The 21707-nt window shown below is 45.2% G+C and carries 18 protein-coding genes; 15 read left to right on the top strand and 3 right to left on the bottom strand.

From position 1 onward, the window contains the following. Nucleotides 1-816: 816 nt before the first annotated feature. Nucleotides 817-2739, bottom strand: a complete 1923-nt coding sequence (locus HQN88_RS30200) for a glycosyl hydrolase family 18 protein (RefSeq protein WP_173119307.1) — start codon at nucleotides 2737-2739, stop codon at nucleotides 817-819. 176 nt (nucleotides 2740-2915) lie between these two features. Here HQN88_RS30200 and HQN88_RS30205 point away from each other — a divergent pair, with 176 nt between their 5' ends. From HQN88_RS30205 to HQN88_RS30240, 8 genes are all read left to right on the top strand, one after another. Beyond that, nucleotides 2916-3449 (top strand): DUF309 domain-containing protein, encoded by a 534-nt coding sequence (locus HQN88_RS30205; protein WP_173119308.1) that lies wholly within the window; start codon nucleotides 2916-2918, stop codon nucleotides 3447-3449. After that, nucleotides 3446-4174, top strand: a complete 729-nt coding sequence (locus HQN88_RS30210) for a response regulator transcription factor (RefSeq protein ID WP_173119309.1) — start codon at nucleotides 3446-3448, stop codon at nucleotides 4172-4174. The genes HQN88_RS30205 and HQN88_RS30210 overlap by 4 nt, the downstream gene beginning before the upstream one ends. Continuing rightward, entirely contained in the window at nucleotides 4167-5642 is a 1476-nt protein-coding gene (locus tag HQN88_RS30215) for a sensor histidine kinase (RefSeq protein ID WP_173119310.1), read from the top strand. Before HQN88_RS30210 ends, HQN88_RS30215 begins: the two co-directional genes overlap by 8 nt. 75 nt (nucleotides 5643-5717) lie before the next feature. Then, nucleotides 5718-6329: a hypothetical protein gene (locus tag HQN88_RS30220; protein ID WP_173119311.1), complete on the top strand. Its 612-nt coding sequence runs from the start codon at nucleotides 5718-5720 to the stop codon at nucleotides 6327-6329. 194 nt (nucleotides 6330-6523) lie between these two features. Further along, entirely contained in the window at nucleotides 6524-8275 is a 1752-nt protein-coding gene (locus HQN88_RS30225; RefSeq protein ID WP_173119312.1) for an efflux RND transporter periplasmic adaptor subunit, read from the top strand. Between the two features lie 28 nt (nucleotides 8276-8303). Continuing rightward, complete coding sequence (locus tag HQN88_RS30230) at nucleotides 8304-9023, top strand: ABC transporter ATP-binding protein (RefSeq protein ID WP_216855886.1); 720 nt, start codon at nucleotides 8304-8306, stop codon at nucleotides 9021-9023. Beyond that, the gene (locus HQN88_RS30235; RefSeq protein ID WP_173119313.1) at nucleotides 9020-10198 is read left to right on the top strand and encodes an ABC transporter permease; all 1179 of its coding nucleotides are present in this window, start codon (nucleotides 9020-9022) and stop codon (nucleotides 10196-10198) included. Before HQN88_RS30230 ends, HQN88_RS30235 begins: the two co-directional genes overlap by 4 nt. A gap of 24 nt (nucleotides 10199-10222) precedes the next feature. Then, nucleotides 10223-12379, top strand: a complete 2157-nt coding sequence (locus tag HQN88_RS30240; protein WP_173119314.1) for a hypothetical protein — start codon at nucleotides 10223-10225, stop codon at nucleotides 12377-12379. A gap of 55 nt (nucleotides 12380-12434) precedes the next feature. Here the strand turns inward: HQN88_RS30240 and HQN88_RS30245 are convergent, their stop codons facing one another. Next, entirely contained in the window at nucleotides 12435-13013 is a 579-nt protein-coding gene (locus HQN88_RS30245; protein ID WP_173119315.1) for a beta-class carbonic anhydrase, read from the bottom strand. 51 nt (nucleotides 13014-13064) lie between these two features. Beyond that, nucleotides 13065-13388: an iron-sulfur cluster biosynthesis family protein gene (locus HQN88_RS30250; protein WP_173119316.1), complete on the bottom strand. Its 324-nt coding sequence runs from the start codon at nucleotides 13386-13388 to the stop codon at nucleotides 13065-13067. A 143-nt stretch (nucleotides 13389-13531) separates the two neighbouring features. Here HQN88_RS30250 and HQN88_RS30255 point away from each other — a divergent pair, with 143 nt between their 5' ends. The 7 genes from HQN88_RS30255 to HQN88_RS30285 all read left to right on the top strand — a co-directional run bounded on the left by HQN88_RS30255 (nucleotide 13532) and on the right by HQN88_RS30285 (nucleotide 21643). After that, on the top strand, nucleotides 13532-15052 hold the full coding sequence (locus HQN88_RS30255) for a carboxypeptidase M32 (protein WP_173119317.1): 1521 nt from the start codon (nucleotides 13532-13534) through the stop codon (nucleotides 15050-15052). 583 nt (nucleotides 15053-15635) lie between these two features. Further along, on the top strand, nucleotides 15636-16649 hold the full coding sequence (locus HQN88_RS30260; RefSeq protein WP_173119318.1) for an ABC transporter substrate-binding protein: 1014 nt from the start codon (nucleotides 15636-15638) through the stop codon (nucleotides 16647-16649). A 53-nt stretch (nucleotides 16650-16702) separates the two neighbouring features. After that, nucleotides 16703-17476: an ABC transporter ATP-binding protein gene (locus tag HQN88_RS30265; protein WP_173119319.1), complete on the top strand. Its 774-nt coding sequence runs from the start codon at nucleotides 16703-16705 to the stop codon at nucleotides 17474-17476. After that, complete coding sequence (locus HQN88_RS30270; RefSeq protein ID WP_173119320.1) at nucleotides 17469-18311, top strand: ABC transporter permease; 843 nt, start codon at nucleotides 17469-17471, stop codon at nucleotides 18309-18311. Before HQN88_RS30265 ends, HQN88_RS30270 begins: the two co-directional genes overlap by 8 nt. A gap of 78 nt (nucleotides 18312-18389) precedes the next feature. After that, nucleotides 18390-19349 (top strand): aromatic acid exporter family protein, encoded by a 960-nt coding sequence (locus tag HQN88_RS30275; protein ID WP_173119321.1) that lies wholly within the window; start codon nucleotides 18390-18392, stop codon nucleotides 19347-19349. Between the two features lie 114 nt (nucleotides 19350-19463). Next, entirely contained in the window at nucleotides 19464-20030 is a 567-nt protein-coding gene (locus HQN88_RS30280; RefSeq protein WP_056620858.1) for an outer spore coat protein CotE, read from the top strand. Between the two features lie 143 nt (nucleotides 20031-20173). Continuing rightward, nucleotides 20174-21643, top strand: coding sequence for a putative amidoligase domain-containing protein (locus HQN88_RS30285; protein WP_173119322.1), 1470 nt, complete (start codon nucleotides 20174-20176; stop codon nucleotides 21641-21643). Nucleotides 21644-21707: the final 64 nt, after the last annotated feature.

The following is a 21707-nucleotide window of genomic DNA, read 5'->3' on the forward strand; positions in this document are numbered from 1 at the left end:
CTTCTTTAAACTTTTGATTGTAACGCTGACGGGGTTGGCTCATCTTGGACACCTCTTAAATTTGGATAGTTTTATTATCTAACTCCCCAATTCGTTGTGTCCACTATTAAGTCTAATTGCACGTAGATCCCTTATTTATGTGAAATTGACTGATTTCCAATGAGTAGGGGAACGTCATTCCCTTATTTTGCCCAAAAAATGGGTTAAACGGTTCGAATCAGGCCAATAGAGGATCCACGTTCCCCTTCATCATCCATTGTTTCATTTTTGGCCTAAATAGAGCACTGACGTTCCCATACTTAACTAAATTTGTTGAGCTAGGTGGGCGGAGAAGGGGCATGACGTTTGACAGAATGAAGAGGTTTAGTTTAATTAAGCGTTACTTTAGGGGGCTAGGGGTAAGGTAGCGGAATGGATAGGAACAAATGTGACGGTAGTCCGAATATACTTGAAGTAGCGCATCAACGAACTTCAAGGGGATGAAGAGATGGCCGAGAAGAATGAGCTACAAACCTGTATTAGATGCAAATATGTTGCCGTTAAGGAAGACAGGTACTGCATACGTTGTGGGGCACCACTCAAGAATAAATGTACCAAAGAGAAATCCCTTATGCACAAGGGGTGCTATAAGGTTAATAAGGCGGATGCCAAGTACTGCGCAGATTGTGGTACGGAAACAACGTTCAGCCAGTTGGGGCTCATCTAGATCAAGTAGGCAGGGGTTTATCAAGAAAAAACCTGAGACTAGGACGGAGTCCTCAGCTCAGGTTTTTTGTCTTCTTACCACTCAATGTTTCTCTCAATTGCCCGTATCACTTACTTCTTCTGCAACACAGCCTGCCATAAATCCGGTGTATCATAGCCTAAGCGCCAAGCGGCGACACCAGCGATATCGTACTTCTTGGCAATGTCCATACGAGCCGTAACGGTTGCTTGGTTCTCCAACCAAAATACGAACGTGTAACCATTTTCTTTGTACTCGACCTTATATTGCCCGAATTCGTTGTCCCAAGTTTGTGTAGTTGCTTTGGATGCCATAAGCGCTGGAATGTCTTTCATGAGAACGGTGCGATTTCCGACTAAAGCACCTTTAGAATCCAACTGCCATTCGCGTACATAATACGGGATGCCCAGAATGATTTTATCGCGTGGAACACCGTAGGATAGGAACTCTTGAACGCCGCCATCGGTCCAAGGAATGCCAGCGACCGAACCAGGTGAGGTGCTTCCTTTCCAGTATTGATCGTAGGCCATGATTACCATGTAATCGACAATGGCACCAAGCTTTTCATGGTCAAAAGCGGAAAGATGATTCCATTTTACACTGCCACGCGGCAAATCAATGGAAATGACTAAACCTTTCGCATGTGCAGCGTCTGTCAATTTTGAAATAAATGTTGTAAACGCATTGCGATCAGAACCCGCTAGGCTTTCGAAATCGACATTGATTCCTGGAACCCCCAATTGTACGGAACGGTTAACCAAAGCGGTAATGAACTTATCTTGCGCAGCGCTGTTTGCAAGGAATTGTGTTGTTAAGGTAGAGCTGAATTGATTGCTAACTAATGGATATACGGTATACCCACTTTTTTGTAACCATTTAACCGTGTCAGCATTAGAGGTATCCTTCAGATTACCAGTGTTATCTGCCAACTCGAAATAAGAAGGAGAATCGACATCAAGCCCAATTGTATTCGACACATGAGCTTTAATAACCTCGGCACCTGAGCTGCCGTTCCAGCCCCAGACTTGCAGCTTTTTGAAATTATCCCAGAGTGTACGATTCTCCAATGTTTGAATGGAAGCATTACTGTACTGTTTCCCATAAGTTAAAGCTTCTGGTAAAGTTCGAAACTCACCAATTAGATTGGCGCTCTGATACACTTGATAAGAGGCATAATTGTTCCAAATTTTACGGCCTTCCCGGTAAATGGCACTGTGTCCCCATAGCTTAGCATAATTAATCGCTTCATCTATGGATGTAAACTCCTGAAGAAAAGCATCATTTTGAAAAACTTTGTATAGTTTAAGATTGCTGTAAACCGTTTGTTTGGAGTTCTTATTAACGACCGTGGAGTTTCCCCATTTGAGTGCTTCTTGAATCGCATCCTCTAAGGAGGCAAATCCCCAATTTGGAGCTGAGAACGTTCCTTGATAAACATTGTAGACTACGCTGCCCGCGCTGTTTGCCTCTTTAACGGCTTGGGGGATGTTGTCCCATACCCATCCGTTCGAGTTCAAATCGATAATATGCGCATTTCCCCACTTCTTGGCTTCTGCCATGGCTTCACTAAGACTCGTAAACTTCCACGAATCCTGCGTGATTTCATTTTGATAGAGTTGATAACGCGCATAATTGTTCCACACCCAGCCCGTAGACTGTAAATCCCGCACACTCGCGTTCGTCCATTTCTTGGCTTCTGCGATAGCCTCATTCAGTGTGGCGAATTGCCACTCCGGCAAGGTAATATCTTGCTGATAAACTTGATAGCGCGGGAGATTGCTCCAAACCCAGGTACGCGTGCCTATTTCTTCTACGTGGCTATTGGTAAACCATTTGGCATACGCTTCTGCCTGTCCATATGTTGCAAATTCCATAAGTACCTGGTTGTACTGGTAGACGCGGTATTTCGTCGTTTTGTCTATACTGGAAGGACCATTGCTAGCTGCAAGAACAGTGGAAGGTAACGTCATTGAGAGAAGTAAAGTACCACTAAGTAACCATTTTCCTATTTTCATTCATTCGCCTCTTTCTAGTAAGCTACTCTATTGGACGCATGAAGTAGTAGATTGGTTGCGCTTTCGACTAGTTGGAAGTTCATGGATGATTGCGCGAAATTGGACGATGACCTGACTTTTTAGTAACATGAGAGATATTGGTTTACCGTGATGAACTTAAGGTGAGGGGAATACAAATGACGCAATATCCAGAGGCATACACCGATTATTTATGTTATTTTCACGGAGCGCGGGATTATTTCGAATGTCATGAAGTTATGGAAGAGTATTGGAAAGAGCATCCCAAGGATCCAGCAAGATTAACGTATGTTGGGCTTATTCAAATAGCCGTAGGGATGTATCACAGCCGAAGAGGGAATTATGCGGGTGCTGTGAAAATGCTGCAAAGTGCAGCAAAAAACCTTCAGGCGGAGGATGTTCGTACGTTGGGGCTGGACGATGTGGAGCTGCAGGCGAGAATTACGCAGGCTTGGCAAGCGATCGGAACCGAGAATTATCGCTTTGAAGATATGAATTTGCCTATATCTGATCCTGAGCTATCCAACTTATGTTTTGAATTATGTCAGCTTAAAGGGTGGGGCTGGCAAACGCCAAGTCTGATGTCCGATGAGATGATTATTCATAAGCACACGCGAAGAGATCGGTCCGAAGTCATTGAAGAGCGAGCGAGACAACAAGTTATTCGAAAGGAATTAGGTGATACCCGATGAATTCGGAAGGTAAAATTCTAGTCGTAGAAGATGAACCCAATATATCAGAGGTTGTTAAGTTATACTTGGAGCACTCGAATTATGAAGCGGTACAATTGTTCCGCGGCGGAAACGTATTGAAAGCCATCGTTAGCGAGCGACCTAGTTTGGTACTGCTTGACATTATGCTGCCTGATATTTCAGGTTACGAGCTGTGTGAGCAAATTCGCAAAATGGATGCTCCCTTTCATCATACACCGATCATCTTCTTAACTGCGAAAGGGGAGTCCCTGGACAAGCTGAGAGGTTTTAATTTGGGTGTAGATGATTATTTAGTGAAGCCCTTTGACCCGAACGAGCTCATTGCGCGAATTAAGGCTGTACTTCGGAGAACCATGCAACCACCTGCTGATATGACTGGGCGGCAAAGCTCACCACGCAAATGGTTAGAAATGGGTAATATTATGATCGACTTAGAGCAATATCGTGTTACGGTTGGCGGCAATCGGATTGAATTAACGCCTAAGGAGATTGAACTTTTATTCTTCTTAATGAGCAATCCAGGTCGCGTGTTTACGCGTGAAGATTTGCTAGGGTATGTGTGGAATTTTGATTTTACAGGTGGCACTCGTACCGTGGATGCGCATGTGAAAAACCTACGGAAGAAGTTAGGCCAACATGAGACTTGGAATATTCAAACCCTATGGGGGATTGGGTACTCATTCGAGGTTGTACAGCATGTTTAAGCGTTGGGTCATGGGGAAATATAATAGCTTATATATCAAAATTTTCCTTTCTTTTCTCGCGACCTGCGTACTTTTTTTTATTGGGCTTTTCGTGTTTTGGAATTCTTATTTTACGGATCTTTTTTACAAGGATAAGATTGAGCTGCTGCAAAAAAGAAATACGGAAATTATCGGATTATTGAACTCGGTTCAAGATGGCACCATTTCGACCCGTGAACTCAAGTATACCGTTCGGATTTTGGCTAGAAGTATTAACGGACAAGTCTGGCTCGTAGATGAGTATGGCAACATTGCTACTGGCTCATCGGATAGTGAAGGAAGAGCGATTCCGAAACAGATGGATCCATTGTATATTGATGGCTTGCATGGTCGTACTGGGCATAGCATGATAAGTCTAGAAACGCCGGATGGGAAGCGTAATTTATTTGCGTACTATGCACCGTATCAATTAAATGAACAACCGATGGTGATCATTCTTCATTTCCCAGCAGGTGATATTCGTGAGGTCATCTCTGCGGTACGATTGAACCTCTGGTTGCCTTTGTTGTTTTCTCTCATTGCAGTTGGTATCATCCTGTTCGTTCTGTCACGTAAACTCGCAGGTCCACTTCAACAAATGAATCGTGCGGCTATAGAATTGGCACATGGGGATTTCAAGACACGTGTACCTGTCAATTCACAGGATGAGGTTGGGCAGCTAGCTAGAAGCTTTAACTTTATGGTGGAGAAATTGGAAGAATGGGAAGAGACAAGGCAGGAGTTTCTCGCTAATGTCTCTCATGAACTCCGCTCACCTTTGACATCTTTACGTGGTTTTATCGTTGCCATGAATGATCAAGTTATCCCGCAAGATAAGTACCCGCATTATTTATATATTTGTGATCAAGAGGTACAGCGTTTGCAACGTCTTGTCACAGATCTTCTAGACCTTGCTCAGATTCAAAATGGGGTGGATGTATTTCGATTACGTCCAGTTGACATCATCGAACTTGTTGAGGATTCGCTCGAGCTTTTGAAGCCAGCCATTGTGGAGAAGAATATTACACTGCATCTCATTCTGCCTGACGAAAATGCGGATGGTTGCTTCGTGCAGTTAGATCCAGATCGTTTTGCCCAAATCATTCGGAATTTAATGTATAATTCGCTGAAATTCACCCCAGAAGGGGGAACTTTAACTGTTGCATTAGAAGAGCATCAGAAAGAAGTCCATCTGTATATTCGAGATACGGGAACGGGGATGACAGAAACCGAATTATCACGAATTTGGGATCGATTCTATAAAGCAGATGAAGCTCGGACTTTTGATTCGGATGCTATTTCAGGAACAGGGTTAGGGCTAACTATTGTGAAACATCTGGTCACGGGAATGAAAGGCACCGTTGGCGTGCGCTCCCGAGTTGGGGAAGGTACGGAGTTTCGTATCGTTTTTCCTAGGAACTTTGAAACATTCACAAAATTGTCACAATAGTATCATACTTCATACACATTTATCGCCTATCCTTTTGCTGATGGATAGGTTTTTTTTTGTGGAGGTGTATGTTGGTTGAGCAGTAGTACACGCAATATTTTGCTGTGTGTAATCCTCACGACCTTCTTGTTAGTCGGTTGTACCAAACAGGATATTGGACAAGCTGAATCCTCTGCAACTGGGAACCCGACTATGCCTGCTTCCTCTGATATCTCGCAAGAGATCCCTATGGCTGAAGATGTTCAGAATGCAACAGAACAGCGACTGGTTATGCTATTTCAAGGTTTAATCGTCATGGATCGACAACCTTTATTAGCATTGACTGCAGAGCAATCTCGATCCATTTTGCCCATCGTACGCAAAAGTGAAGAAGAAGGCAGCATTGACGAATCCGAACGAAAAGCAGTCATCCAAGTGTTAACGAATGAACAGAAAGCTTATTTGGATGAACAATCGAAGCAATTGAAGCAGCGTATCGCGGAACGAGTGAAAACTCACAGGGAAGCGTTGACTGCTGCGGAGAGGGAACGATTTGTAAACGCTTTCGAAAAGAGGAGGAAGTCTGAGCAGCGGGTTGAAGCTGGTGTGACAGAGCATGTAAACAATGTCATGCCATCTTTGGACACACGAGGAATGGGAATCAGTGTTGAACAGCAGTTAATCCAATTGCTGATCTCGAGGTTGTAAGGGTCATGTACAAGCATCAGAAAGCTTCTCTCGAAGTACTTTCGAGGATGTGTGACCGCGGTTTAGTAGAGATTTTGGTCTTCGACCAAAGATCCCTATAACTGGTTGTTTTTATTGCCAAATAGAAAGACGTTTTCGAGAACAGAAAGCTTAAACTTTCTAATGTGGAACAATGCTAAGGGGGAAGTAACAGAATGAAATTTTTTCGCAGTAAATGGTTCATTTTGATTGTGGCAATTCTCGTTTGCGCTGGTGGTTCCTATGTGTATCTAACGAAAGGGAAGAAAACCAAAGCAGCAGAGACGAAAGAAGTTACGGTAGATGTCAAAAAAGGGAACATACGCTCATCTGTTTCGGGAACTGCTCAATTTGAGCCTAAGGATACCCAAACGATTTCGTCTACAGAAAATGCTCTCATAAAATCGATTAACCTGACTCGTAATCAAACGGTTAAAGCGGGAGATGTTCTGATCGAGCTGACAAGCTCAAACTTGGAAAACGATCTTCAAGATGCCAAAACGACTTATGAGCAATTGGAGAAGGATTTGAAAACGAAGGAGCAACAAAGAGGAATAACTGGTGTTACTGCACCTATTAGCGGGAAATTAACGTACGCCAATATTGATGTTGGCGCAACGATTAATAAATCGACGAAAATCGCTACGATTGGCGATGCCAGTACTCTAACCGTTACCTTGCCATTTTTTGTGGAGGATGCTGCGCAATTACATAAAGGCGATACCATTGACATAACGGTTGATGGCTTCATGATCACCAAAACAGGAACAATAGCAGCCATTTCCAAAGATCCGAAATCGGATGGTAAGGGTGGTAAGCTTGTTGATATCGATATTCAAATTAAGAATGACAATTCCATGGATGCAGGTTTGAATGCAATGGGATCTGCGACGATTGGCGGACGTGCGGTTGATTCGCAAGGGAAAGCAGCACTTCAGTACGTGCAGGTTGCTACAATTCTTGCAGGAACGACGGGGAGTATCTCCACATTGCCTTTCAAAACAGGTGTAATTGTACACCAAGGTGATCTGCTTGCCGCCTTCCTGAATGATACCTTAGACGATGATATCACGACGGCGCAAGCTGCCCTTGAGCGTCAGAAGTTGAAGGTTGATGCGGCACAAGATCGCGTAACTGCCTTGAAAATTCTTGCTCCTTTCGATGGCGTATTTTCAACCGATTTCGTGAATAAAAAAGTAGATATACTTAGCAACTTCCGACCTGGAACGAGGGTTACAAGCGGTACGCAGTTTGGTACTGTAGCAAGTTTTGCTAAAATGCAGCTTCCAGTTCAAGTGGATGAGCTTGATTTGCCTAATATTAAAGTAGGCATGAAAGCCGAAATTAAAGTTGACTCTTTCCCTGGACGCAATTTCCCAGCAGAAGTGACACAAGTCTCTACGGTTGGTACAACTACGAACGGAGTAACGTTCTATGACGTTATCCTGGCCACTGAGAATAAAGATAATCTGTTGAAATATGGGATGACAGCAACAGGCGAAATTTTGATTCAGGATAAGAAAGATGTGCTTTATATCCCGCCAGAAGCGCTTCAACTGCAACGTGGTAAACGTGTTGTAACGGTGAAGAAAGCGGATGGAACATCAGAACCCGAACATGAAGTTAAAATTGGTATACGTTCGACTACACAAATAGAGATCACAGAAGGACTTAAAGAGGGCGACAAAGTCGTATTGCCTGCGGCTGTGAGAAGACAGCAGAATTTAAGTACAGATGAGATCAATCGCTTAAGACAGCAATTCCAGCAAGGCGGCGGAGCCGGTGGAGCAGGTGGCTTTGGCGGTGGCGGAGCAGGTGGCTTCCAGCAAGGTGGAGCAGGTGGAGCTGGCGGAGCAGCAGGTGGTAATGCTGGTGGTGCTGCACAGCGTACTACTGGTGGTGGTAATGCCGGTGGCGGTAACAGATAAGGCTGCCCTGAAAGGAGCTATTTCTTTGATGAATATCATTGAACTGAAAGATATAACGAAAACGTACAGGCGCGGAGAGGAAGATCTTCCCATTCTGCGTAACATATCGTTAACTGTTGCCGAAGGTGATTTCGTTGCTATTATCGGACCCAGTGGATCCGGTAAATCGACACTGATGAATACGATCGGTCTGTTGGATGTACCAACATCAGGCAGCTATATCTTGGACGGTGTCGTAACGGAGCGAATGAGTGATAATGAGTTGGCAGAGCTTAGAAATCAGAAAATCGGCTTTATTTTCCAACAGTTTAATCTGCTCCCCCGACTAACTGCGATGGAAAACGTGGAGCTCCCGATGATCTATGCTGGCATTTCGAAGAAAGAGCGTAAGGAACGTGCCAATGCCATGTTGAAAATGCTCGGCATGGGCGAACGTGGTCATCACCGTCCAAGCGAGTTGTCTGGTGGCCAGCAGCAACGGGTAGCTATTGCGCGTGCATTGGCGATCTCACCCTCTCTGATTTTGGCCGATGAGCCTACAGGAGCTTTGGACTCACGTACGGGTGAAGAAGTGTTGGAGCTAATCCTTCAGCTCAACGCACAGGGTAATACCATTGTTCTCATTACGCATGATCATCATATTGCTGACAATGCGAAACGTGTCGTTGCTCTTCGTGACGGAATAATCGTGGATGACTATCGGAATGACACGAAGAAGGCTCTGTTGCAGCAAGAGGTGAGCGTATGAAGGTAAGTGAACTGATCCGGATGTCGCTTCGGACCATCATTTCAAGTCCGATGCGTACATTTCTGACCATGCTTGGTGTTATTATTGGCGTAAGTTCCGTTGTCACACTGGTTTCCATCGGTCAAGGAACTTCAGAAGCGATTGCGAAGCAATACGAGAATATGGGAACGAATCTGCTCGTCGTGACAGCGACGGGGAACGGTCGAGCGACACAGCTCAGCTATGATGATTTGATGAATTTTGAGAATTTCCCAGAATTCAAATCCATTGCGCCAACGATGTCCAAGAATGGTTCTAATGTTAAATATGATCGCACGCAAGAAAAATATAACGTACTTGGCACGAATGACCGCTATTTCGACATTATTAAAGCGGCTATCGACAAAGGTCGAAATTTGTCGCCGACGGACCTCGAATTTCGTTCGAATGTCGCTATTCTGGGCAGTGAAGTGACGAAAAAATTCTTTGGGACACTTAACCCAGTAGGCGAAAATATCAACATCGATGGTGTTGTTTTTAACGTGATCGGGACACTCAAGGAAAAGGGATCCAACATTGGCGGAGCTTCCGTAGACAGCTCTGTGATCGTGCCGTTAGAATCTGCTAGACGTCAATTCAAGCTGGGCCAAATTCGAACAACGTATGTCGAAGCACCTACGAAGGACGATATTTATACAGCGCAAGAGACAATGAAGCAGTACCTAACGTATAAGTTCAAGAGCGATACAGGCTTTGTATTAACGAATCAGGACGAACTGTTGAAAGCACGGACTGAAGCAACGAATACACTTACGAATCAATTAGTGGCGGTTGCTCTGATTTCCTTGCTTGTCGGTGGTATTGGAATCATGAATATTATGTTGGTTACGGTAAGTGAACGAACACGTGAAATTGGGATTCGCAAATCTATTGGCGCAAAGCGTCGCAATATTTTGCTGCAATTCCTGGTGGAAGCGGTTGTGATCAGTGGAATGGGTGGTTTAATCGGACTTCTCATCGGTATCGGCTTCTCATATGCACTGCCATATTTTAGTCCGAAGCAATCGACCAGTCTTTCCTTTGATGTAGGCCTTTATTCCTTCTTATTCTCTGTTTTAGTCGGAGTGGTTTTCGGTTTGTATCCGGCAAACAAAGCATCTAAACTGCGTCCGATTGACGCATTGCGTTCTGACTAAATGTAACTACAAGGAGGACTCCCTGTGATCCAACAACGTAAGATGAAACGACTGCTCAGTCGTTCGGCTTTATTGCTAACTGCTGCAAGCTTCTTAACACTTCCACTGGCAACATCAGCTTTCGCTGGTAAGGAAGGTGTATTTCTCAGTGATTCCGTCTATTTTACTTTAGACAAAGTGTCGTTATCTGTGGGAGCCGATGATGGTTCGCTTCGCTTCTCATTAGGTTTGAATAACCATAGTAATTCCATCGTCGATTTCAATAATTATGGTGTAAAAGTCATAGACGCGAATGGCATTACGTATACAGCGAAGCTCAATGAGAAGGTTGTTGCTCGTGTGAAGGCAGGAGAGACGGGGACGTTTAAATTTACGTCAGAAATTCCGAATAACCTGACACCTTCCGATTTGAAGGTTGATATTTTCCGTTGGAATAATAACTCGACATCAGATATCGGTGCACTTTCTGTCGAATCTGCGATGATCGAAACAGGTCAGACGTTGGAACAACAAGCCGTTATTAATTTAAAAGAGATTGATACGACGCTTGCAGAAGAAACGTTAGTTACCGCAAAATTAGGACATAGCTATAAAGTGTACAAAGATGGCGTGTGGATGGTTTATACAGATCTGACTCTGTCCAACGAAAGCAGCGCAAGCGTGAAGCTGCCAGAAGGACTAGAACTCAATTTCCAAGATAGCAAAGGGCTGACGTATGGCGCTCAGTTTGTTGCTAGTGTAGGTGCCTTGCTTCCTGATCAACCAGTGACCGTGAGGCTTCAAGCGGCGGTTCCCGCTTCACTAGATACGAATAAATTATCACTGCTGTTCTCGCCCAAAGGAAAAGTGAAAACGACACTCCTTGGTACACTGAATGCAGCCAAAACATTCTCAGTAAGCCGTCTAGGCGATAAAACGCCGTACCCGAATAACGAGGAGAGCAATGCTTTGAACGGGCTAGTTATTTCGACTTCATGGGCATCAGCTATTCAGCAAACAGATGGGTTACATGTGCAGGCGAATGTGACATTGACGAATGAAAGTGATGGGATTGTTACAGTTCCTAGCTTGACTGGAGAATTCCAGGCGAGTCGTAGTAATGTAGGCGTGACCTCGAGTGATAATGCCGTTCGTTCTGCTTATTTATCTCCGAATGAGTCGACTACGTTCCATTTCCAAGGTGTAGTACCTGCTTCGCTCAATGCAGAAGCGTTACAATTGGTCGTGCTTGAGAAGCAAAGTGGGACTGCCCCCACTACAACAGGAACAGGCACTGGATCAGGAGCAGCAACAGGAACAGGAACAGGTGCCACAGGCAACACGGATAATACGAAGCAAGCAGTATCTCTGCCCGTTTCCGTGACTTCACTTGCAGGTGCTGGCGTTGCTGGTGAAGCGACGACTTATGCTGCTGCGCAGGCGTATAAGATTGGTGATCCATTTAAGTTAGCGTCAACGAATAGCATAGATTCGAATATGGATATGTCACTTGTTGAGCTTGGGATGAGTGTAAACACAGACTTCGGGTATAAGACAGTTGTTGCGAAATATAAATTAACGAATAAGAGTACGACAACATTGGCTTTGCCTGATTTCCAAACCGATCTGACAAATGAAGAGGGCTACACCTATACTGGTGTTCGTCAAACCAATGTGGCCAAAACGATTACACCGAACACGAGCTATGTGTTGAATTACTCTTACATGGTGCCAGATAGTGAGGATGCAGATAAACTGGCATTAAGTCTATATGACACGAATCGTTTGGCAATCGGTTCATACAAAACGGAAGTACAGCCAATTCCAGCAACGGGTCCTATTTCTGTGTATCCATTTACAATCGACTTCGATGATTACTCACTAAGCGCTACCTATAGCAAAGATAATTCCTATAGCTATCGTCTGCGATTAGATCTAGATGTACAGCGACAAGCGCAAGTCATCACGGATGCGAATTTCTCTTCCCTTGTGTTTGAGGTTGTGGATACGGAAGGACGTCTACTGAGCTCTAAACCAATGACCTTTACGGGGCAGCAACGTATATTGTCCGGCGTTCAGTTCCTCGAATTTAACAATATTAGGTCTGAGCAAATTACTTCAGACTCGTATTTCAACATTTATGAGGTTATTACCACGCCAAATGGTGAAGCGAAACGTTTGATCCGTACGATTAAGCCATAACGGTTGCAAATAAAAAAAAGAGTAGGTCCAGTAACTAACTGGATCTACTCTTTTTCTATTCTAGCTCTGATGCAACTGGATATGCCGCATCAACAAGATCTATGCGACCTGTTTCTGGGTCGATGATCATGCCGTGCACAGGTAAATTTTTGGGAAGTAAAGGATGATTCCGAATGATATTAACACTTTTCTCGATGCCCTCGCGCACATGCTCGAAACCAGTGAGCCAGCGTTTAAGGTCAATGCCAGCATGTCCCAAGGTTTCAATGACATCGTCAGAGATTCCTCTACTTTTTGCGTTGGCTATAACTGTTTCCGAGTTAAGACCTGTCATACCACAATCATAGTGCCCAATGACGAATACTTCATCCGCTTCCAGTTGATAGACAGCGACGATAATGCTGCGCATCAGACTACCAAAGGGGTGAGAGATAATGGCACCGGCATTTTTCAAAATTTTGGCATCCCCATTATGTAAATTCATGGCTTTAGGGAGTAATTCAACTAATCGTGTATCCATACATGTGACAACGACCATTTTCTTGTCTGGAAACTTCGTGGTCAGAAATTCTTGATATTGTTTCGTTTCTACGAAATCCTTGTTGTAGCTCATAATCTCATTGACTAAAGACATGGTATTCCCTCCAAGTAAGTTGATGTGCTGCATGTCTATGTTTGTGCAGCTTTATCGTTTATCGACTAAGCTCATACCCGCATTGTAAATCTGATTATTACTCTTCAGTATATAGGATTTATTGCCTTCATGGAAGTCGATTTTCATGTTGTCCTCAAAAAAGATCTCATCCTTCGCTTTATAAATCAATGGAATCGTGTCGGTTACTGCAGCGATATCATCTGCATTTGCCGCAGGAACCAACCACAAAGTAGGTACGCCATTGACGGAGCAGCCACAGCCTTCTGTATCAAAAACGAGCTTAAGTAACGTATTATTTTGATCCATCCACGGCGTTAAGCGTTGTTTTGCTGTATCGGTAAATGTAATGTTCATGGGGTCATCTCCTCACGTAGTTGCACATCAAATAGCCTAATAAATGAAGACTAGTCCTCATTCTACCACATTCAGACCGAAATTTGATTCTAACCCTCGTTGGAAGTATGATAATTATGAAACATTTGGGAGGAGATGAGCACATGAGTGTTGGTGTTGTAAATGCCAAATTGGCATCGTTCAAAGCTTATGTTCGTAAAATGAAGCAGTACGAAGAGGCAATCTCTTTGATCTATTGGGACATGCGGACAGGTGCTCCAAAAAAAGGGATCGAAACGCGTTCAGAGGTTGTCGGTGAACTCTCCACCGAGGTATTTCGAATGTCTACGTCTGATGAGATGGGTGACTACGTCAAGTTCTTCATGCAGCCGGCTGAGCTGGAGCAATTAGATCCCATTTCCCGCAAAATGGTGCAGGAATGCAAGAAAGAATATGATCGCAGCAAAAAAATTCCAGCTGAGAAATATCAAGCCTATGTCGTGTTAACTTCACAAGCGGAGTCAGCATGGGAAGGTGCGAAGCATAATTCGGATTGGGCTTCTTTTCAGCCATATTTGGAGAAAATCGTGGCAACTACGCAGGAGTTTATTGAGCTGTGGGGCTATGAAGGGCATAAATATAACACATTGCTGGATATGTACGAGCCAGGGATGACCGTTGAAAAACTGGACGAAGTATTCGGTTCCCTCCGAGAAAAGGCAGTGCCGCTCCTAGCGCGCATTAGTGCTTCGGCAAATCAGCCGGATCGTTCTTTCTTAGATCAACAATTTGATATTGGCAAGCAGAAGCAATTCTCTCTCTCCATTTTGAAACAGATGCAATATGACTTTGAAGCGGGTCGTTTGGATGAAACCGTTCACCCGTTTGCAACTGCTTTGAATCCAGGCGATGTGCGAATTACGACGCGATATTTGCCCAATGACATCACATCAGCCTTGTTCGGAACAATTCATGAGGGCGGACATGCGCTTTATGAGCAAAATATTTCTACTGACCTTGTAGGCACCAATCTGTGCTCAGGAACATCCATGGGGATTCATGAGTCGCAGTCCCGCTTCTGGGAGAACGTCATCGGCCGCAGCAAACAGTTCTGGAATCGCTATTACGGTGAACTTCAGACGACATTTAGCGGGCAAATTGATGAAATAGGCGTAGATGATTTTTATCGTGCGATTAACCACATTGAGCCATCCTTGATTCGAATTGAAGCGGATGAGCTTACGTACAACTTACATATCATGATTCGTTATGAGCTGGAAAAAGGGTTATTCAGCGGAACGATTGCTGTAGCTGATTTGCCTGCGGCGTGGAATGCCAAATACGAGGAGTATTTGGGTGTGACACCTCCGAACGACGGCGAAGGCGTCCTTCAGGATGTGCACTGGTCTGGCGGAGCGTTCGGTTATTTCCCATCGTATGCACTAGGCAACATGTACGCGGCGCAATTCACGAACACGCTACGTAAAGAATTACCGAACTTTGATAGCTTAATTGCCGAAGGCAACCTAGCACCGATTAAAGAGTGGCTAACGGAGAAGGTGTACCAGCATGGCAAGCTGCTGACCCCGAACGAAATCATTCAACAAGTAACAGGCGAGCCGTTGAATCCGGAGTACTTGGTGGCGTACCTAGAAGAGAAGTACTCGGAAGTTTATGGGATTTAGTAATTATAGAGTAGTAAATTAGGAATGAAACAGCTTTCCACGACGATTTGTTTCGTTGTGGGAGCTGTTTTTTCGTGTTGCTATTTGTCTCATCAACAGCTACTCCCGCGATCAACTGCCATCTCAAGGTTAACTTTCCCACCCACCACCACCAAGCTCCCCCTCTACATCAAAGTTGCAAATAGGCATCTCTTATTAGCACCATTAGTACGTTTGAGCAAAATTGATGCATATAGGCACTTATTTTTGTGATTTCATCCCATTTTGCGATAAATATTGAAAAATAGTTGCACTTTCGCACTTAATTCTAATTTGCTCCCCAAAAAGCAACAAAAAGTTGCTCATTTGCACTTTTACCAACAGAGAAGTCGCCAACTTCGCCGATTCGCCTCGAAAGGATTGCGGTACGCTCAAACCCTCATTCAATCCCTCAACATGTCTTCGTGCACACGCACAAACACATCGGCATCTTCGTTTTAAATCCCAAATTTTATAAACACCAACAGCTTTTCTGGAAGAACCATTAACCGACGTCTGGGCTCCTGCATAGGATACATTACAATTCAAATCGGAGGGACGTCCTATGAACAATCGGAAAAGATGGGGATTCACATTATCCGTCGTTCTGCTCTTAAGCTTAATTGCTTCAGCGTGTGGAACCAAGACGGAAGAGACAACGAAGGTACGCATTGGTGAGGTGACGCGCTCCTTGTTCTATGCACCGCAATATGTCGCTTTATCGCAGGGGTTTTTCAAAGATGAAGGGCTCGATGTAGAGCTGACAACAACCCCTGGTGGAGACAAAACGATGACTGCACTGCTCTCGAATGCGATTGATGTCGCGCTTGTAGGATCAGAAACATCGATCTATGTGTCGCAACAAGGCTCGGATGATCCTGTGATCAATTTTGCCCAACTGACCCAAACGGACGGCACATTCCTAGTTGCTCGAACAAAAGTAGATAAGCTGGACTGGAACGCGCTCAAAGGGAAAGTGTTCCTTGGTCAAAGAAAAGGCGGCATGCCGCAAATGGCTGGCGAGTTCACATTGAAGAAGCACAACATCGACCCGCAGAAGGATTTGCAGTTGATTCAAAACATTGATTTTGCCAATATCGTATCCGCATATGCTTCTGGAACTGGTGAGTACGTACAGCTTTTTGAGCCGCAAGCATCGATCATTGAGAAAGAGGGCAAGGGCTATGTACTTGCATCTTTCGGTGTAGAGAGCGGACAGCTGCCGTATACCGTATTTATGTCGAAGCAAAGCTTCATCAAAGCCAATCCGGCCACCATTCAGAAGTTCACGAATGCAATTCAACGGGCGCAGCTATGGGTAGCCGCTAAAAGTGTGGACGAAATTACAGAAGCGGTATTGCCATATTTTAAAGATATCGACGTCGCGATTGTAAAAAATGTGGTGAAACGTTACAAAGATCAAGGATCCTTCGCAACGGATGGCATTGTGGATGAGAAAGAATGGAATAACTTGCTTGACGTAATGACATCAGCTGGAGAGCTGAAAGAGAAAGTGGCATGGAGCAAACTGGTGAATAATACTTTTGCAGAAAAAGCGAAATCAACTGTTAAGAAATAATCACATGAACGAAGTAGTCAACGCAGGATGAAGATAAGAGGAGGTTCGGTGCCATGGACACAGCTGTGCAGGTCGGAGATGTCACACAGGTTTACGTAACTGAGGAGCGGGCAACGCTTGCCCTACAAGGAATATCATTTGACATTGCGAATGGCGAGTTCGTCAGTCTGATTGGACCTAGCGGTTGTGGCAAAACAACACTCTTATCCATCATTGCGGGACTCCTTCCGCCGACGTCGGGCAGAATCATCGTGGCGGGGCATCACGTCCAGGGACCATCGCCCAAAGTAGGTTACATGCTGCAGCAGGACTACTTATTTCCTTGGCGGACGATTGAAGCTAATGCTTGTATGGGACTAGAAATCGCAGGCACTCTGACGAAAGAGAAGAAACAGGGGGCGCTTCATTTATTGGAGGAAATGGGCCTGCTAGCATTTAAAGATTATTATCCTGCACAGTTGTCTGGCGGCATGCGGCAGCGCGTCGCACTTGTCCGAACGTTGGCAACAGAACCTGAGCTGCTTCTATTAGATGAGCCTTTCTCGGCACTGGATTACCAAACGAAGCTGCAGCTTGAAGATTTGGTTGTAGAAACGCTTCGCGCCAAGAAGAAAACAGCGATTCTGGTCACACATGATATTTCAGAAGCGATTGCAATGAGTGATCGCATTATCGTATTGGCTCCGAATCCAGGGCGTATTCGCAGAACCTTCCAAATGCCAGAGGTGATTCGGGCAGCTGTGCCGTTTGAAGCGAGAGAATTGTCTGAATTTCATGTGCTATTTCGGCAAATTTGGCAGGAATTTGGGGGTGTGCAGCATGGATAATCGAGATGAGCAGCACATCCTAATTGACCAACCGAATGAGAAACTAAAGCTGGACGTACATCAGCGGTTTCTGAAAGCAAGAAAGAAAGAGACGAAGTGGGTTCGGCTTTTTCAAGCAGCCATATTACTTCTATTTTTATCCCTGTGGGAGCTAGCCTCGCGGTTGAAATGGATTGATGTCCTGCTATTTAGCTATCCGACCAAGGTATTTGCGCTCCTGTGGGAGAAACTGCTCGATGGCACGCTGCTCCCACATGTTGCTGTCACCGTAGAAGAAACGATTATTGGTTTTTTCCTTGGAACGATCTTGGGGACGGCACTAGCCGTAGTTATTTGGTGGTCGCCATTTCTGTCGCGCGTGCTTGATCCTTACATTGTCGTGCTGAATAGTATGCCTAAGGTAGCCTTAGGGCCTCTGTTTATTGTCGGATTTGGTCCTGGCTTGCTTTCGATTATCGCAACAACACTGTCGATCACAGTCATTATTACGACCCTTGTTGTTTATGGCAGCTTCAAAGAAGTGGATCATAACTACGTCAAGGTCGTGAAGTTATTTGGAGGCAATCAGCGTAAAGTATTTATGAAAGCGATTCTGCCATCCTCTTTTCCTGCTATTGTGTCTACGCTGAAAGTCAATGTCGGCTTGGCCTGGATCGGCGTTATCGTTGGTGAATTTCTAGTGTCCCAGAAGGGGCTGGGATACTTAATCATATATGGTTTTCAAGTTTTTAACTTCACCTTAGTGATATCTACCCTGTTCGTGATCGCAATCGTCGCAACAGTGATGTATCAGCTTGTAGCCAAACTAGAGAAGAAATTAACGAAGCATCAGTAAACAGGAAAGACTTGCCACAGACCCATGCAAAATGAAATAATGAGCCCATAGAAAAACCTGTAAAAGAGGTGAAGGACTATGGGCTTTCGTGTGCTCAAAACAGCCGTTGCGGTCATAATCGCTATGTATCTGGCGTATATATTAGGGGTTCATACGCCTGGCGCAGCGGGGCTTCTTGCCATTCTGGGCATTGAAGTGACGAAGAAGAAAGGCATCCAAAGTGCCTTGCATCGTATCGCGGCATCCATTCTGGCACTACTCATCGGTTCGGTCTTATTTAACCTGCTTGGGTTCCATATTTGGGTCGTTAGTTTATTTATTCTTATCGTATTTCCACTTCTAGTTCGGCTGCGTATTACCGAGGGTGCTGTAACAGGTGCAGTCGTGATGCTGCATCTTTTTGCATATGAATCTGCGGACTGGCCATCTGTGCTCAATGAGCTCATCTTGCTGGGCATTGGATTGGGTTCAGCAACAGTAATTAATATTGCTTATATGCCGAAGGCTGATTCCGCACTTATCGCTCATAAACAACAAATCGAGGGATTGTTTTCCGACATTTTTGTCAACATTGCGAAGCATCTTCGGGATAATACGGTGATTTGGGATGGGAAAGAGCTTCTCGAGGTCAGTGAGGAAATTGAAAAAGGGGCAAACTTGGCGAAACGGTCGATGGAGAATACGTTGTTGTTTGGCTGGGATCCGTATTGGCGCGTGTATTTCTACATGAGAGGCGAGCAGCTGGAATCCATCCATCGGATGATTGATCTCGTTGCCGGTGTGTATCAAACTTTGCCGCAAGGAGAGTTGATTGCTGCGATCTTCGAAGATATTAGCCAATCTGTGAAGGAAGACTATTATACAGGGGAAGCAGAGAAAGAATTACAAGAGCTGAATGCTCGTTACAAAGGAATGCCATTGCCTGAGAGTCGGGAAGAATTCGAAGTGAGATCAGCGATTTTACAGCTTAACAGAGAGTTAATGCAGTACTTAGCTATTGCCAAAAAGCAAAAAAAACACCGTCCTGAAGCGGGTTGACTCTGACAGATATCCATATTTTCGAATCTCAAAAATAATATAAAATAATTGTCACTCTAGACTACTGTCCTGCATACACTTGTAATGAATGATTGTATGGAGGAGGTTGAAAGGATGTCATTAGATAAAGATTTGCAATGCAGAGAGATCATTACAAAGGCTGTCTGCGGTAAAGGTCGCAAATTTTCTCATGTAAGTCATACCGTGACTCCGCCTTATTCTCCAACCAGTATTTTGGGCGCTTGGATTATTAATAACCAATTCGAGGCTGTCCATTCTGGAGAGGGCGTAGAAGTAGTTGGTACTTACGATATCAACATCTGGTATTCTTACGATCGTAACACCAAAACAGACGTAGCAAAAGAAACCGTATCGTATGTAGAAATCGTTGGACTAAGCTACTTGGACAAAAAACATAAGCCGACGACAGCCGAAGTATCAGCTGTCGCGACGCAAGAGCCGAACTGCGTAGAGGCCAGCATCTCTTCAAGCGGCGACAGCGTCATCATTCGGGTGGAACGCGAGTTTCAAGTTGAGCTCATTGCCGAAACGAAAGTCTGTGTAGTCGTTTGCACCAACGGCTGCAATGACTTCGACGACAAGCACGTGGATTTCGATGACAGTGGCGATGGGGATTTTGAGGATCTGGACGCCGATCTGCTCGAGGATGAACTGGATTAAGGAATCTTATACGCCATTATATGCGGGCTAAAGAGGTTCGGCAGAGGGCATTTGCCCTCTTTTTTGTTGTATTCGCACAATTGGGCATCTGGTGTTAATAAAGCGTTAGTAGTAGTGGGAATAGGTGAACGGGAGGTGTTAGAATGGAAACCTTCTTCCTGCACGCACAGGAGAAAGATGCACAGGAGCTCGCAGAACGTATCCGAATTCCGAGTGGGAGTAGGCTCCCCGATAACTGGCAGGGGCGGATCATTATTCATTGGGGTGCGGCGCATGATGAATACCCGCACCAACTTGCTCTGCAGCCCATTAAAGCGATCATGCGAGCTCAGAATCGAAGGAAGCGGGATGATCTGTTACAGCTTCATGGGATGAAAACGATCGCCTCACAGGCAGTCACAGTTCGAGGTAAAAGGGAACCCCTGCTTTTTACACATAAATATAAGGTAGCGGTATTTCATCTGCAAACACTTCTTATCTATGAGAAAAAGGAGACGCTCCTGCTTTCGGAGAAGTCCTTACAACATCAAAGGCAAGTAAATGTAAATGCTGCTTACATAGAAGTAGGTCCAAGTCACATCAACTTCCACTCTCGCAGAGCGAGCCGCGAATCCGTCAAAGCGATCTATGCGCTAGGCTTAGATTACGGCCTCGTCACCATCGGCATCACGCCCACAGGGCATACGCTCGTACTGGATGTCGATCCCGTTCCGAAGTTGAACGGGAGATTGGCACAGCTCTTCGCGCAAGCGATTGATCAATACGATCAATCACTTGCGAAAGAGCTGGAACGGAAAGAGCGAGCGATGCTCGGCTGCGATCCGGAGTTCCTGCTCGTAAACTCGCAGGGCAAGGTCGTCTTTGCCGACCGCTTCCTAACCCGCGATGGCGCTGTAGGCAGCGACGCCATTGTGTTAAGCGGGCATCGCGTGATCCTGCCGCTAGCTGAACTGCGCCCGCAGCCAAGCGTGGACCCGCTGCAGCTCGCTAAGAACGTGCGTGTAACCATGGGGATTGCCGCACGGAAGATCACAGACCATAGCCTAGCCTGGTGTTCAGGCGGCATGCCCGTGCGCGGCTACCCGCTTGGCGGTCACCTGCATTTTAGCCGCTGCTGGATGAATGGGCATCTGCTGCGTGCGCTGGATAACTATCTCGCGCTGCCGCTGATCTTGATCGAGGATGAATCGACACGTGGTCGGCGCCCGCGCTATGGGTATCTTGGTGACTTCCGTAAGAAGTCCCATGGGGGTTTCGAGTACCGAACGTTGCCGAGTTGGCTGGCCTCTCCCGACATCACGCGGGGTGTATTCGCACTGGCAGCCCTGATCGTTAATAACTACTGGCGTTTAACGCGGATGCCTCTTCAAGAACCAGATATCCAAGCTGCGTATTACAGCGGTAATAAGCGGAGGCTGCAAGATGAAGTAGCGAAGCTATGGAAAGACTTAGAGCAGCTCAAAGGGTATGAGGTCCATGCTGGATTGTTGGAGGGTCTTCGTTCACAAATCACGTCCATGGCGTCGTGGAACGAAATGGCAGATATTCGATTCGCTTGGAAAATTGCACCCGGGGTGCGGAAAGAAGCTTTTGATGAAGGAATCATGTTATAATAGATTATCTATCGCATCATAGAGTTAGGGATGTTTAAGAGATGATTAGTAGTTGGAAATTGTG

Origin of the sequence: Paenibacillus qinlingensis (genome assembly GCF_013204845.1) — a bacterium.
GTDB classification, from domain to species: domain Bacteria; phylum Bacillota; class Bacilli; order Paenibacillales; family NBRC-103111; genus Paenibacillus_E; species Paenibacillus_E qinlingensis.

Coding starts and splice junctions, on each gene's coding strand:
- HQN88_RS30235 (WP_173119313.1), top strand. CDS start 9,020: ATGAAGGTAAGTGAACTGATCCGGATGTCGCTTCGGACCATCATTTCA.
- HQN88_RS30210 (WP_173119309.1), top strand. CDS start 3,446: ATGAATTCGGAAGGTAAAATTCTAGTCGTAGAAGATGAACCCAATATA.
- HQN88_RS30255 (WP_173119317.1), top strand. CDS start 13,532: ATGAGTGTTGGTGTTGTAAATGCCAAATTGGCATCGTTCAAAGCTTAT.
- HQN88_RS30265 (WP_173119319.1), top strand. CDS start 16,703: ATGGACACAGCTGTGCAGGTCGGAGATGTCACACAGGTTTACGTAACT.
- HQN88_RS30260 (WP_173119318.1), top strand. CDS start 15,636: ATGAACAATCGGAAAAGATGGGGATTCACATTATCCGTCGTTCTGCTC.
- HQN88_RS30205 (WP_173119308.1), top strand. CDS start 2,916: ATGACGCAATATCCAGAGGCATACACCGATTATTTATGTTATTTTCAC.
- HQN88_RS30285 (WP_173119322.1), top strand. CDS start 20,174: ATGGAAACCTTCTTCCTGCACGCACAGGAGAAAGATGCACAGGAGCTC.
- HQN88_RS30230 (WP_216855886.1), top strand. CDS start 8,304: ATGAATATCATTGAACTGAAAGATATAACGAAAACGTACAGGCGCGGA.
- HQN88_RS30200 (WP_173119307.1), bottom strand. CDS start 2,739: ATGAAAATAGGAAAATGGTTACTTAGTGGTACTTTACTTCTCTCAATG.
- HQN88_RS30270 (WP_173119320.1), top strand. CDS start 17,469: ATGGATAATCGAGATGAGCAGCACATCCTAATTGACCAACCGAATGAG.
- HQN88_RS30215 (WP_173119310.1), top strand. CDS start 4,167: ATGTTTAAGCGTTGGGTCATGGGGAAATATAATAGCTTATATATCAAA.
- HQN88_RS30280 (WP_056620858.1), top strand. CDS start 19,464: ATGTCATTAGATAAAGATTTGCAATGCAGAGAGATCATTACAAAGGCT.
- HQN88_RS30275 (WP_173119321.1), top strand. CDS start 18,390: ATGGGCTTTCGTGTGCTCAAAACAGCCGTTGCGGTCATAATCGCTATG.
- HQN88_RS30250 (WP_173119316.1), bottom strand. CDS start 13,388: ATGAACATTACATTTACCGATACAGCAAAACAACGCTTAACGCCGTGG.
- HQN88_RS30245 (WP_173119315.1), bottom strand. CDS start 13,013: ATGTCTTTAGTCAATGAGATTATGAGCTACAACAAGGATTTCGTAGAA.
- HQN88_RS30225 (WP_173119312.1), top strand. CDS start 6,524: ATGAAATTTTTTCGCAGTAAATGGTTCATTTTGATTGTGGCAATTCTC.